This is a genomic window from Chloroflexota bacterium (genome assembly GCA_018829775.1).
Lineage (GTDB): Bacteria > Chloroflexota > Dehalococcoidia > Dehalococcoidales > RBG-16-60-22 > E44-bin89.
This window is the reverse complement of record JAHJTL010000067.1, coordinates 17,784-30,742: the sequence shown is the minus strand read 5'-3', so window position 1 is coordinate 30,742 and position 12,959 is coordinate 17,784. Positions and strand designations below refer to the sequence as shown.

Genomic DNA, 12,959 nt, shown 5'->3' with positions numbered 1-12,959 from the left:
TCAGGGAGTATCAACTTTGAGACTTCGACACCGGTACTGGCGGGCATGGGAGGGCTGAAGTAGCGGGACCTGATTTCTCTGAATCTGACGATATTGTCCATATCCGTTACATAGATGTTTAACTTGACTACATCCTCTAGAGAGGCTCCTGCCGCCTCAAGAACGAGTTTAATGTTTTCGAAAATTTTAATCGTCTGAGCTTCAAAGCCGCCCTCCACGATATTTCGATGCTCATCGAAGCCCACCATGCCGGCGAGGTAAATAGTATTACCCGTCTTTATGGCGTGTGACCAGCCCATGGGCTCAAATATGCGTTCAGGTGAAATACCTTCTTTTTTCATCGTTTTTAACTCCTTCCTTTTCTTTTTGTAACTATAATCCATTTTTGACAGCGATTACAGAAATGAAGCATACTTGGCAATATATATCCTTGGCTCGCTAAATTTAATCATATAGATGATATACTTTTACATCGAAAAGGAGGTTTGCCATGGTTAAGTTTATGGGAGTGATACGGCTTAAACCGGGGTATGACCCTGACGAAACGTGGGAGTTGTGGCGCACGGAACATGCGACCAATTTCAAGAACCTGGCTCGTCCGGAATTGAAGCAGTACACTATAAACAGGGTCATAAAGAGGCTCAATAACAACGATATTTACGGCATATCCGAGTCCGTTTTTGAAAACGTCGAGAGCTGTGAGCGTGCGCTAAAGCGATTTATCGACGCGCCTGCCGATGAAGTGCTGAAGCGGTTCCAGCCGGACAGACTGATTGTGGAATTTGAAGAGATAGCGCTGGACTAAAACAAGGGTGGTATAGCCATGCGGAATATTGTTGCCATTAAAAGCACTGACGACTTCACCCGCTATGTAAATCAAATCGGGGTGTCCCTGCCTTTTGATAAAGAAGTAAAATCAGGACCGGATTCACCGCTGGCCAGGCCCTATGTCCTCGGTGACAGGGTAATCGGGAATCGTTTTGCCATACTTCCAATGGAAGGCTGGGACAGCACTACCGACGGACGCCCGACGGAGCTGACCAGGCGGCGCTGGCAGCGTTTCGGACTCAGTGGCGCGAAATTGATATTTGGCGGGGAAGCCGCAGCTGTCCGCCCGGATGGCAGGGGGAGTCCGAATCAGTTAATGATATCCGAAGAGACGGTGGGTGAGGTTGCTGAAATGCGAGAACTGCTGGTGCAAACTCATGAAGAGCATTTCAGCCGCAGTAGCGACTTATCAGTTGGTTTACAACTGACCCATTCGGGGCGGGTTTCCAAACCACATGATATGAAGCGTCCTGAGCCCAAAATTCTCTACCATCACCCTCTTCTGGACCAGAGATTTGGGGCGACCAGCGACACGCCGTTGATGACTGACGATGATATTGCACAGCTAATAGAAGATTTCGTTAAGGCGGCAAAGCTGGCGCAGCAAGCCGGATTTGATTTCGTCGATATAAAGCATTGCCACGGCTATCTCGGTCACGAATTCTTGAGCGCTGTGGAGCGTCCCGGACGTTATGGGGGCAGCTTAGAAAACAGGGCCAGATTTCTGAGGGAAATCGTGGCTGGCATTCGGGCAGAGGCACCGGGGTTGGACATCGCGGTTCGTTTCAGCGCCTTCGATTTCGTACCTTTTCAGCGAGGTGCGGACGGACGTGGTGAGCCGTCTGAATTCAGTGGTGGTAAATATCTCTATGCATTTGGCGGTGACGGCACCGGGCTGGGCATAGACCTTGCCGAGCCGCTGGCTTTTCTGGATTTACTGCTCAAACTGGATATCAAACTGGTATGTATCTCAGCCGGTTCCGGTTATAATGCTCATATCCTGCGACCTTACTTCTCACCATTGTTAGACGCATATCGACCGCCGGAAGACCCGCTCATTGGAGTGAACCGTTTGATTTCAATAACCGCCGAATTAAAACGCCAGCGCCCCGAATTAGCTTACGTCGGCAGCGGCTATTCTTACCTGCAGCAGTGGTTGCCCAATGTGGCGCAAAATGTCATAAGCGATGGAATGACGGACTTTGTGGGAATCGGGCGGATGTCGTTATGCTACCCGGACATTATCGCCGACATACTTGCCGGGAGAGCGTTAAAATACCAGTTGATATGCCGTACCTGCGGGGACTGCCTGACTGCCCCGCGCAACGGTATGGTTTCAGGTTGCTACACTCTGGATGACTTTTACCGAAATCGTCCGGAATACCAGCAGTTGAGAGAACTGAAAAGAAAGAGGTAAACATTCATGGCAGCGTCAAAAAGCCTTTACCCGTCTCTGGATACCCCTTGCGTTCTATTGGACTTGGACAAGTTGGAAGCGAACATTAAAGAAATGTCCGGTCTGGCAGCTGAAGCCGGGGTGCTTCTGAGGCCTCACATTAAAGTTCATCAAAGTGCCTTCATTACGAGGTTACAAGTAGAAGCCGGAGCCTGCGGCATAGAAGTCGGGACTATCGACCAGGCTGAGGTATTTGCCGCAGAAGGTTTCGATGACATTATGGTTGCCCACCCATTTTTCGGGCAACTTAAAATGGCCAAACTGAAAGGGTTGCTCGGCCAACCCAACCTCAAATTAACTCTGATTGTGGACATGGTGGAACAGGCTAAAGCAATCTCTGAAGTTGGTCAGACGGTAGGCCGAAAGGTGCCGGTAGTGCTCAAAATTGAAACCGGCGGCGACCGGTACGGCGTTCCACCGGGCAGGCCAGCTCTGCAGATAGCAGAAGCAATATCGTCGCTTCCGGGGGTAGATTTGACAGGTATTTACACCCATGAAGTTTACGGCGGCGATACACCTGAGGGAGCTAATGAATTGACCTATGAAGTTGCCACGGCGATGTCGGAAACGGCCAGAATGATGAAAAAAGCGGGTCTCCCTATTCACCATGTCAGCATTGGGTCATCGCCTACATATCGTCCCGCCTGCAATTATATAAAGCAAGGCAAATTCCCGGAAATAAACGAAATCCACCCCGGCAGCTGTATTATAGGCAGCGTGTTACATATGCGCCGCTTTGCCGGTACCGAGGACAGTTGTACCCTCACCATACTTGCCGGTGTAATGAGTACTTCCCACTCTGGACACGCCGTTGTTGACGCCGGCTCAAAGACTCTTGGCTCAGACCCTCTCCTGGCCTTTCAGGATAGGCCCGACTTTTTATGGGAGGGGAAGCCCAGCTATGGAAGGATACGCGGCAGACCTGACCTCTGGCTTGGGGCAGTGGCCGCTGAATCAGCGCGCGTATTTTATACGGACCCAAAGAAGAAACTGGGACTTGGTGAGCGGCTGGAGATTATCCCCAATAACCCGTTCATAGTAACTAACATGCACGATGAATTATACGGCGTCAGGAATGGTAAGGTGGAGAAAATAATCTCAATGACCGGGCGAGGACGCGGCAGCTAGAGCTTTTCTATTTACACAGTGGGTATAAGGGCGTTTATGGCAAACTCACGATGGCCCAGTATCTCGGCCTTGGTCGACTTGCCGGAAGCAACTTGAATAACCTCTTCAAATATTTTCTCGCCGACGCTTTGAATCGATTCTGTACTTTCTATTATTTCCCCAGCGTTTATATCCATATTGTCTTCCATCATCTTATAAAGCGCAGCGTTGGATGATACCTTTATAACCGGGGCAATAGGTGAGCCAATGGGAGTGCCTCGTCCGGTAGTAAACACGATAACTTGAGCTCCAGACGCTATCATGCCTGTATTGCAGACCACATCATGAGCCGGCCCATCCATTACGATTAATCCTTTTCGTGATGGTTTCTCGGCGTATTTAATTACTTGAACGACAGGTGTGGAACCACCTTTGAGGATAGCGCCCAACGATTTTTCTTCCAGTGTGGTCAGGCCGCCGGCTATATTTCCTGGTGACGGCTCGTCTCCGCGGACGTCGACGCCCATAGCTTTGATATTACCCTCTGTAGTCGAAATCGCTTCCCGGATACGATTTCCAGTGTCTTTATCTGCGCCTCGCCTCGCCAGAATATGCTCCGCCCCGATCATTTCGGGTGTCTCCGAGAGAATTACGGTGCCGCCCTGTGCTATCAGTAAATCGGAGGCCACGCCAAGTGATGGATTGGCCGTTATTCCGGAAGCGGCATCTGAGCCACCACAGTTAGTGCCCATAATCAGTTCCCCGACATCAACCAGTTCCCGTTGAGCGTTCATTGCCTCGGCAAGAAGCTGTTCAGCCAGTTTCTTACCTTTATCTATGCAGTTTATGGTGCCTCCTGCCTCTTGAATACTGACCGTCTCAAATCTCTGTCCGGCTTTAACCAATTCTTCGCCGATTAGTGCCGGAGTGAGCGATTCGCAGCCGAGTCCGACCAATAAAACACCGGCCACATTAGGGTTACTGCAAAAGCCGGCCATGGACCTGACCATGTGTTCTTTTTCCTCACCAAGATGCCCACAGCCGTGTAGATGAGCGGCGCTGACGGTACCGGCTACCTCGTTGCTGATAGTCTGTGCTACGGTTGAAGCGCAAATCGTGGTGGGAAAAATCAGTACGTGGTTTCGCACCCCTACGCTACCGTTACTTCTTCTGTACCCTCTGAATTTCATGGTTCGCTGCCTTTATCTGCTTTGTCTTTTATATTCTAATTTAAACATCCTGGTAAATAATGTAAAGAATATCATAAAACACATTCATATAAAAAGAGACCGCAGCGCCTTGAAAGCAGTTGGCCATTGCTCTAAAATGCCTTTAATTGAAAGGAGTAGTAAAATGTCAGAATATTTGCCTACATATGATGAAGCGCTGTCTCTACTTAAAGAATTCGTTAGGAGCGACAGTCTGTTGAAACATTCCTATGCGGTTGAGGGAGTGATGCGTTACATGGCACGAAAGCTGGGTGAAGATGAGGAGAAATGGGCTATCGTTGGGCTGGTACACGACCTGGATTATGAAGAATTTCCGGAACAGCACTGTGCCAAGGCACAGGATATACTGCGAGGCAGAGATTGGCCGGAGGAATTTGTGCGTGCGGTTGCCTCCCACGGATGGGGTATATGCAATGATATCGAGCCGCAGACTAACCTGGAAAAAGTGTTATATGCCGTCGAAGAGTTAACCGGGCTCATTACTGCGGTGGCGATCGTTCGCCCATCAAAAAGTGTCGGGGACCTGGAGACAAAATCGGTAATGAAGAAATGGAAAGACAAGTCCTTCGCTGCCGGGGTGAATCGTCCCCTAATTGAAAAAGGCGCCGAGATGTTAGGCGTGGAACTGACGGATTTAATCGGCGACGTAATCCTGGGAATGCGGGAAGTGTCCGAGCGAATCGGGCTCTAGCGCCTCAAAATTCCGCGTGGTGCTGATGAGACGTAAGACTGGAGGAAACAAGATGGGGATTATTGATGGCCACACTCATATGTACCAGAAACATGCCACAATCGATCATCTAAAGAAGGGTGTCAAAGATATCGAAGGCTTCGATATAAATTCACTGCTGAGACGGCTGGACGAGATAGGGGTATCTCGGTTCCAAACAATGTCGCAGTCAATGGAACGCGTCAGGGGGATGTGGCTGGGTTCAAATGCACTTTCCGCGGAGCTGCACCAACTGGCACCAACAAGGATAATATCATTTGCCGCTGCGGAGCCACTTGACGCACAAGACCGTCTGAATACGGCACAGCTGGCAGAGCTGAACGAGCTGGTAACGGAAAAGGACATAAAGGGTTTTCTGCTGACCCCGGGTTATGGCCATTATTATTCCAATGACAAACGAATATATCCCTTTTACGAGAAAGCGATCGAGTTGGATATAGCCATATATTTTCACCATTCGCACCAGTTCGGGCCGCCAAGGAATTGCCCGTTGAAGTATTGCCAGATAACCTTGCTGGATGATTTGACCATTGATTTCCCGGAACTGAGGTTCGATGTTGAACATATGGGTTACCCATGGACAGAGGAGCTTCTCTGCATAATGGCCCGTTCTCCGAATGTGTATACCGATTTCGCCATGTTCATCGACCCATACATTGGCCGGGGAAGACGCCAGTTATTGGCCAGGAACCTGGCTATGGCGAGGGAATACGGCGTTCTCGACCGGGTGTTTTATGGCTCAGACTATGTCGGTGAAAACGTTGATGAATATATAGATTTACTGCAGCGGGAAATCGCGTATATCAAAGAAGGGTTGAGTCATGACCTGGAAGCGCAGGGTTACGCTCCGCTTACCGGTGAAGATATTAATGGTTTTCTTTCTGAAAACGTTTTGCGTTTCTGGAAGTCAAAATAAAACTTATTCGAATATTATTGCTGGTAAACCTAAGACGGCGGAGCAAGGCTATCCAGCTTTTTATGCCCAGCTCAATTCTCGTTCCGATTCTATCTTGCTATCATCCAGTTCGATACCGATGCCGGGCCTGTCTGGCGGGCTGAAAAAGCCGTCGACTGGTTTCAGAGGATTTTTGAGGAAGTGCTGCCACATCTCATTTAGAACGACTAAATATTCCATCATGGGTACGAGCACTACATTATGCGCAAAAGACACCTGAGCATTTATGTGAGGCATACATCCATGAGGTATTACCTGGACATCGTATGTTGAAGCAAGAGTACATATTTTAACCAGTTCACTGATGCCGCCGGCCCATACCGGGTCCAACTGGTAAACATCGCATGCGCCAATGTCCATCAACATTTTGGCGCCCCAGCGGGTATACTCGTGCTCAGCACCGGCTATTTTAACCGGGCACTCCGCCCTCAAACGCGCGTAACTTTCGGGCAGGTCGGCCAGTACCGGTTCCTCAAACCAGTAAGGCTGATACTCTGCCATCAGCTCCGCCATCTTGAGAGTGTAAGGGACATCCCAGCTATTCCAGCAGTCAATCATTATTTTCATATCGGGACCGGCAGCCTCACGCAGTGCTTTCATCAGTTGCACATTTTTACGTTCTCCTTCCGGCCCGTCGGTGGGGCCTTCACGAACAAACCACTTGGTGCCGGTGAAGCCCTGTGCCCGAAATTCCTTGACCTTCTCTCTGGCTTTATCCGGTTCAATGGAGAAGCCAAGGGCGCTGGCATAGGCGGGTATTTTTTCCTGGGTCGGACCGCCCAAAAGCCGGTATACCGGTTGTCCCAGTGCTTTGCCTTTGATATCCCACAGGGCTACGTCAACGTAACTGATGGCGTGCATATTGTCGCCCTTCCGCCCGTGAATGGCAGTGCGATACATCTGGTCCCAGATGAGTTCGGTGGCAAAGGGGTCCTGCCCGATAAGGATAGGCTTGAGCTGCGTATCTATATAGAAAGCCGGCGCAAGCCAGTTGATAGGCCCAGAAATGCCCCTGACACCGTCATCTGTGTCGATCTCGAGGAAGACATTTCTTACCTTTTGCTTGTCCCCGCTTTCAGAAATGAATTTCCAACCGCCGTAGACATCTCTGGCAGTCCGAGCTTTGAACTTGGGATAGATATCCGTCGGCATGCGAAGACGTTCCTGCCAGAAATCGTCCGGGTACTGAATAGTCCCGGATAACTCGCGAATCCGCACATTTGTTATTTTCATAATCTGTCTCCCCCTTTTCGCGGTGATATTACATTATACGACATTGCCTGTGCAATTCGCTGCCCCGCTTGAGTTATCAGAACAAGTTATATTATTATGCCATAATAACCGTCAAGAAAATTGCGCAATTTATCTTGTCTGAATAGTAAGCTGTCAGGGAGCCGACGTTAATAAAAATGGGTAAATCGACTGTTGCCTTGATTGGATGCGATACCTATGATGAAGAGCAGGTACGTGAGGCTGTCGAAGCCGGGGTGAATCTTCTAGGAGGAATTTCACGCTTCATAGAGCCTGGCGAGAATATAGTAGTCAAACCCAATGTGTTGCTCGGCACAAATCCCCAAAAGTGTGTCACAACGTATCCCTCGGTTTTCAAGGCGGTAGGCATGATGTCGAAAAAAGCCGGGGCCAACGTGTCCTATGGAGATTCTTCGGGTTTTGGGAAGTGCGAAGGCAATGCGAGAAGAGCCGATTTGAAGCAGGTGGCCGATGAGCTGGGCATAATACTGGCCGATTTTGATAAAGGCAAGGCGGTTACCCATAGAGACGCGCTTTTGAACAAGAGGTTTGTTCTGGCTAACGGGGTCCTTGTTTCAGACGGTCTGATAAGCCTGCCTAAGCTGAAAACGCATGGGTTGACCCGGTTCACCGGAGCCGTCAAGAATCAATTTGGCTGTATCCCCGGTCTCCTGAAAAGCCAGTTTCATGTAAAGATGCCCGACCCGTATGACTTCGCTGCCATGCTCGTCGATTTGAATACGCTTATAAAACCACGTCTGTATATCATGGATGGTATTATGGCCATGGAGGGGAACGGGCCTAGAAGCGGGAAGCCCAAAAAACTGGGCGTCCTGCTGTTCTCCAGCGACCCTGTTGCCCTGGATTCCGTAGCCTGCAGAATCATTGACCTGGACCCCGCATTCGTGCCGACGTCGAAAGCAGGCGAAAGGGCAGGGCTTGGAACGTATCATCAGCAGAACATTGAAGTTATCGGCGATAGCATAGAATCATTCATTGCCAGGGATTTTGACGTGGTTCGCAAGCCGCCTGTCCCGGTACCAAGCGGTTTTATGAGGACTTTCCTCAGGAACCAGATATGCCCCCGACCGACTATCAATGAAAGGCTGTGTACCAACTGCGGCACATGTGTAAAACTCTGTCCCGTCAAGCCCAGGGCCGTCGACTGGCATACAGGTGATGAATCCAGGCCGCCGAAATATAAATATGACCGCTGTATCCGTTGTTATTGCTGCCAGGAATTGTGCCCGGAAGGAGCCGTAACCATACAGAATCCACTGCTGGGCAGGATTTTCTCCCGTTAACGAAATTACGATTAAAACTTCAGCCCGCCAGCTCGGTGACCGCCTCGATTAAGTTCTCCTCATCCGGCATCCAGGCCCTCTCAAGAGCCGGGCTGAACGGAATGGGCGTATCTGGCGCGCATACCCGTCTTATTGGGGCCTTGAGAAAGTAGAAAGCCTCCTCAGCGACAATGGCTGCGATTTCGGACGACGCACTCTCCGTCTTGGGCTCTTCATCCATAATCACCAGTTTGCCCGTCTTTTTAACCGAATCGATGATGGTCTGCTTGTCCAGCGGTGCCAGTGTTCGGGGGTCGACAATTTCTATATTTATGCCCTTCTCCTGGAGCTTGTCGGCGGCGGCGAGCGCCCGGTGAACCATGAGTCCTATGGCCACAACGGTAACATCGTTACCTTCTCTCTTGATATCCGCTTTTCCAATAGGTATGGTGAAATCTTCATCCGGTATTTCACTGGTCATTTTGCTGAATATCAGGCCGACATGGTAAAAGACCTGTACGGGATTATCTTCCCTGATGGCTGATTTAATCAGTCCTTTGGCATCATAAGGGGTTGCTGGCACGACGATTTTGAGTCCCGGAGTAGCCATCATAATGCTGTAAGGACACGCAGAGTGTTCTCCAGCCGCCGACCTGCCGGCACCGGTATAGGTCATGATGGTCGCCGGGAATTTGGTCTTCCCACCGGTCATGTATCTCGTTTTGGTAAGCGCACATCTTATATCGGACATGCAAACGCCCAGAAACTCGCCGAACATTATATGTACGATTGGCCTCATCCCCGTGGCGGCTGAACCTGCGGTTGCTCCCAGCATCGCTGTTTCCGAAATTCCGGTGTCCAGCACCCTTTCCCCATATTTTTCATATAAGCCTTTGAATTCGCCCAGCGGGGCACCCCATGTTCTGACATCCTGGCCCATCAATATCACCGCAGGGTCTCTCGCCATCTCCTCGTCGACCGCTTCGTTTATCGCTTTCTGATAGGTTATTTCTCGCATCTCTTTACCTCCCTAAGCGTAGACGTCCGTCAGGACTTCTTCCGGCGCAGGATATGGACTTTCGGATGCAAACCTGACGGCTTCATCGACCTCCGCCGCCACTTCCTGGTGGATTTTATCTGCCGCACCATCTGTCAGGACACCCATTTCGATAAGCTTGTTTCTGAATCTCGGAATCGGGTCCATCTTGAGGCACTCGTCTTTTTGCTCTCTGGTTCGATAGATTTGCGGGTCTCCCTCAAAGTGGCCTCGCTGCCGGCAGGTTCTGGCCTCTATGAAGGTGGTGCCTTCACCCTTCCGGGCGCGGGCCACGGCTTCGGCGGTTGCCTCGTAAACGGCGATTACGTCATTGCCATCGACGGCTACGCCGGGCACGGCAAAGGCAGCGGCCCTATCCGTGAGGTCGGTCAGGTTCGTGGAGTCATAAATGCTCGTCGTCTCGGCGTACAGGTTGTTTTCGCAGTAGCAGATTAGGGGCAGTTTCCAGGCCGAGGCCATGTTCATTCCCTCATGGAATCTCCCCGTATTCAATGTCCCGTCTCCCATGAAAGCGACGGCAACCCGGTCTGTGCTCTTGAATTTAGCGGTGAGAGCCGCCCCAACGGCAAGTGTGAGCACGGTGCCCTGAATCCCCTCGGCAACCAGGACACCAACATCCAGGTCACTGAGATGCTGAGAGCCTGCTTTACCCTTGTTTAAGCCGGTCCCCTTACCATATATTTCAGCCATCAACGGGGCCAGGGAATACTGGTTGCCACCTTTGGCGATTACGTGCCCGTGTCCGCGATGGTTGGTGGTGATTATATCATCGGCTCTCAGGTTGGCACATACACCCGCAGGGTTAGCCTCCTGCCCCACGCTTAAATGCAGAAATCCGGGTATTTTCCCGTCGGCAAAGTCTTTCGCCAGCTGTTCCTCGAAAGTCCGAATTCGGACCATCATGCGGTACATATCCAGTAGTTTATCTCTTTCAATATCCATAACAGTCCTCCTTGAAGTCATCGCTGCGTCGAATTATATCACTCACCAATTAAAAGGGAAAATGGGCTTGTTACAGCTATATGCAATATCCCGGCAGAAAAGATAGAAAGGTTTTCTGGTCTATCAGCTCTCCACGGATAGCAATGGTCATCGGGCTACAGATATAAGTGACACGCCTAGGGCGATTAAGCAGGAGCCGATAATCCGTCCTCTGCCAAACGACTCTTTCAGCAAGATTGCCCCGAGAATAACACCGAAAACTATGCCAATTTCCCGCGCCGGGATGATATAACTCACCTGTGTGAACTGCATGACCAGCAAGACCAGCCCGTAGGCGCAAAACATGAGCAGGCCGGCCACAGGGATGATTTTGAGATTTCTTCGCCCCTCGATTCGGACTGCTCCCATGCCGTGGTAGCGAATCATATACGGCGCAAGCACTATAGCCCCTCCAAGCGCCAGCAGGTACATGTAAAGGAACGGATTGACATACTGGACACCCACTTTATCCCATACCGACTGCACGGAATTGACCAGCCCGGTGAGTATGGCGTATCTTGCCCCGGTTTCCCGAAAAAGCCTGAGAGGGTCGCGCAGCAACTGCTGAATTCGACCCCACCAGTAAACGGTGTATATGCCTATGATGACTATAATTATTCCGATTACGGCGAATGGTGTTAGAGTCTCTCGTAATATAAGTACGCCAAGTATTGGCACAAATGCCGGGCCAATGCCTCTGGCAATAGGATAGACTATAGAGAAGTCGGCATGCGCATAGCTGCGCCCCAGCAGCACAAAGTACAGGGCATGTAATATGACGGTGCCCAGAACAAACCACCAGCCGGGAGAGACGATGGGGTATCGTAAAAAGAGAATGATGGCTAAAGGGGAGATGATTATACTGATGGATATAAGTGTCCACCATATGAATAGTTCCTGGTTCGTGGTGCGTTTGGCCAGGAGGTTCCAGGTGGAGTGGGCAATGGCTGACAGGAGGATTAACCCGAGCGCAAGTCCGGTCATAATGGAATCAGTATAATATCCGTGGCGTACGTTTGCAAAGCAGCCCTCAACGCTCGTTTAACATAACTATAGATATACGGCAGGCAGCCGGTCAGGCTAATTTATATATGAAGGATGCGCTTGGCATTCTCCGATAATATCATTCGCTTTTCCTCGTCGGTGAAGGGAAGCCGCAGTATTTGTTCCAGCTGGGGTTGCAGCGGTATTCCCGGCAAGTCGGTGCCAAACATTATCCTTTCGACTCCGATTTTGCGGAAAACCCTTACCACGTCTTCTTCAGCCAGGCTGCGGCGGCCAACCACCGGTAACTGGTCCGGGGCGGAAAAACCCTGTGACGTGTCGAAATAGACGTTGGGATACTTTTGCGCCAGCTCCACCCTCTCATCCCACCAGGCCGAACCAAGGTGGGCGAGGATTACGGTCAGTTTCGGGAAGTCTTCGAGAACCTTAGCCCAGTTATTGGGCTCTGCATAGTCTTTCAGGTCTTCATATAATTTATAGCCCAGCGGATTGGGGTACATAAATACAAGGTGTGAATGTGGCCAGGGACCGGAGTCAGATAAGATGGGCAGCCCTAATTCCTGGCATTTCTCGTACATAGGCCAGAAACCCTCATCATTTGCGTAATAGGAAAACTGCCCCGGGTGCATTTTTACTCCCTTTGCTCCCTGGCTGGCCCTCAAGGCCACCTCTTCAACCATGGCCTCAGGGCTACCCAGGTCGTCTGACATGCCTATAAAAGGAAGCAACCTTGGGAGTCGGCGGCCTACACCACAGCCCCACTCGTTCATTTCTCGCATCAGTGGCCCGATTTGCTGGCTGATTCTTTCTTTCTCTTTTTTTCGCTGCCCTTCGGGAAGCTCCCGGAGTTTGGCTTTTTCGTACAATGGACCACGGTACTGTCGAGGCACCAGAATCATGAAGGCCGTCTTTAAGATGTTATTCCGGTCCATATACTCGATGGCTCTTTCCGGCGTCGCCCATTTATCGCGCTCTCTGCGACCGGGCAGGGGAAAGTAATCTCCCTCCTCTTCTTTTGTTCGGCAAAGGTGGACGTGCACGTCGATGATATCAAAATCTTCCATGGCTCCTCCTCTT

13 protein-coding genes are annotated in these 12,959 nt (G+C 50.6%); 6 read left to right on the top strand and 7 right to left on the bottom strand.

Going from position 1 to position 12,959, the window contains the following annotated elements; genetic code table 11:
- Positions 1-341: RidA family protein (locus KKD83_06605; GenBank protein MBU2535817.1), on the bottom strand; the 341-nt coding region annotated here is incomplete at its 3' end.
- A gap of 149 nt (positions 342-490) precedes the next feature.
- Between KKD83_06605 and KKD83_06600 the strand changes: the two genes are divergently transcribed.
- The 3 genes from KKD83_06600 to KKD83_06590 are packed head-to-tail and all read left to right on the top strand — an operon-like array spanning position 491 to position 3,412.
- Complete coding sequence (locus tag KKD83_06600; GenBank protein ID MBU2535816.1) at positions 491-805, top strand: hypothetical protein; 315 nt, start codon at positions 491-493, stop codon at positions 803-805.
- Positions 806-817: 12 nt separating this feature from the next.
- Positions 818-2,245 carry an NADH:flavin oxidoreductase gene (locus KKD83_06595; GenBank protein MBU2535815.1) on the top strand — a complete coding sequence of 476 codons (1,428 nt, stop codon included), beginning with the start codon at positions 818-820 and terminating at the stop codon, positions 2,243-2,245.
- 6 nt (positions 2,246-2,251) lie between these two features.
- Positions 2,252-3,412: an alanine racemase gene (locus tag KKD83_06590; GenBank protein ID MBU2535814.1), complete on the top strand. Its 1,161-nt coding sequence runs from the start codon at positions 2,252-2,254 to the stop codon at positions 3,410-3,412.
- A gap of 11 nt (positions 3,413-3,423) precedes the next feature.
- On the opposite strand, the gene KKD83_06585 is transcribed toward KKD83_06590, so the two are convergent.
- A complete protein-coding gene (locus KKD83_06585) occupies positions 3,424-4,581 on the bottom strand; it encodes a UxaA family hydrolase (protein MBU2535813.1) in 1,158 nt (385 codons plus the stop codon).
- A 163-nt stretch (positions 4,582-4,744) separates the two neighbouring features.
- On the opposite strand from KKD83_06585, the gene KKD83_06580 reads away from it, so the two are divergent.
- Positions 4,745-5,311, top strand: coding sequence for an HDIG domain-containing protein (locus KKD83_06580; GenBank protein ID MBU2535812.1), 567 nt, complete (start codon positions 4,745-4,747; stop codon positions 5,309-5,311).
- 52 nt (positions 5,312-5,363) lie between these two features.
- Positions 5,364-6,266, top strand: coding sequence for an amidohydrolase family protein (locus KKD83_06575; GenBank protein MBU2535811.1), 903 nt, complete (start codon positions 5,364-5,366; stop codon positions 6,264-6,266).
- 60 nt (positions 6,267-6,326) lie between these two features.
- Here the strand turns inward: KKD83_06575 and KKD83_06570 are convergent, their stop codons facing one another.
- The gene (locus KKD83_06570) at positions 6,327-7,538 is read right to left on the bottom strand and encodes a mandelate racemase/muconate lactonizing protein (protein MBU2535810.1); all 1,212 of its coding nucleotides are present in this window, start codon (positions 7,536-7,538) and stop codon (positions 6,327-6,329) included.
- Positions 7,539-7,714: 176 nt separating this feature from the next.
- On the opposite strand from KKD83_06570, the gene KKD83_06565 reads away from it, so the two are divergent.
- Positions 7,715-8,860, top strand: a complete 1,146-nt coding sequence (locus KKD83_06565) for a DUF362 domain-containing protein (GenBank protein MBU2535809.1) — start codon at positions 7,715-7,717, stop codon at positions 8,858-8,860.
- A 19-nt stretch (positions 8,861-8,879) separates the two neighbouring features.
- Here KKD83_06565 and KKD83_06560 read toward each other — a convergent pair whose 3' ends face one another.
- The 4 genes from KKD83_06560 to KKD83_06545 form a co-directional block, all read right to left on the bottom strand.
- Positions 8,880-9,857, bottom strand: coding sequence for an alpha-ketoacid dehydrogenase subunit beta (locus KKD83_06560; protein MBU2535808.1), 978 nt, complete (start codon positions 9,855-9,857; stop codon positions 8,880-8,882).
- Between the two features lie 12 nt (positions 9,858-9,869).
- A complete protein-coding gene (locus tag KKD83_06555) occupies positions 9,870-10,838 on the bottom strand; it encodes a thiamine pyrophosphate-dependent dehydrogenase E1 component subunit alpha (protein MBU2535807.1) in 969 nt (322 codons plus the stop codon).
- A gap of 147 nt (positions 10,839-10,985) precedes the next feature.
- Complete coding sequence (locus KKD83_06550; protein ID MBU2535806.1) at positions 10,986-11,861, bottom strand: EamA family transporter; 876 nt, start codon at positions 11,859-11,861, stop codon at positions 10,986-10,988.
- A 101-nt stretch (positions 11,862-11,962) separates the two neighbouring features.
- The gene (locus KKD83_06545; GenBank protein ID MBU2535805.1) at positions 11,963-12,946 is read right to left on the bottom strand and encodes an amidohydrolase family protein; all 984 of its coding nucleotides are present in this window, start codon (positions 12,944-12,946) and stop codon (positions 11,963-11,965) included.
- Between the last annotated feature and the right edge of the window lie 13 nt (positions 12,947-12,959).

Bases quoted from the DNA above. Each gene is read 5' to 3' on its own strand.
- KKD83_06600 (MBU2535816.1), top strand. From the start codon at position 491: ATGGTTAAGTTTATGGGAGTGATACGGCTTAAACCGGGGTATGACCCT.
- KKD83_06590 (MBU2535814.1), top strand. From the start codon at position 2,252: ATGGCAGCGTCAAAAAGCCTTTACCCGTCTCTGGATACCCCTTGCGTT.
- KKD83_06585 (MBU2535813.1), bottom strand. From the start codon at position 4,581: ATGAAATTCAGAGGGTACAGAAGAAGTAACGGTAGCGTAGGGGTGCGA.
- KKD83_06580 (MBU2535812.1), top strand. From the start codon at position 4,745: ATGTCAGAATATTTGCCTACATATGATGAAGCGCTGTCTCTACTTAAA.
- KKD83_06575 (MBU2535811.1), top strand. From the start codon at position 5,364: ATGGGGATTATTGATGGCCACACTCATATGTACCAGAAACATGCCACA.
- KKD83_06570 (MBU2535810.1), bottom strand. From the start codon at position 7,538: ATGAAAATAACAAATGTGCGGATTCGCGAGTTATCCGGGACTATTCAG.
- KKD83_06565 (MBU2535809.1), top strand. From the start codon at position 7,715: ATGGGTAAATCGACTGTTGCCTTGATTGGATGCGATACCTATGATGAA.
- KKD83_06560 (MBU2535808.1), bottom strand. From the start codon at position 9,857: ATGCGAGAAATAACCTATCAGAAAGCGATAAACGAAGCGGTCGACGAG.
- KKD83_06555 (MBU2535807.1), bottom strand. From the start codon at position 10,838: ATGGATATTGAAAGAGATAAACTACTGGATATGTACCGCATGATGGTC.
- KKD83_06550 (MBU2535806.1), bottom strand. From the start codon at position 11,861: ATGACCGGACTTGCGCTCGGGTTAATCCTCCTGTCAGCCATTGCCCAC.
- KKD83_06545 (MBU2535805.1), bottom strand. From the start codon at position 12,946: ATGGAAGATTTTGATATCATCGACGTGCACGTCCACCTTTGCCGAACA.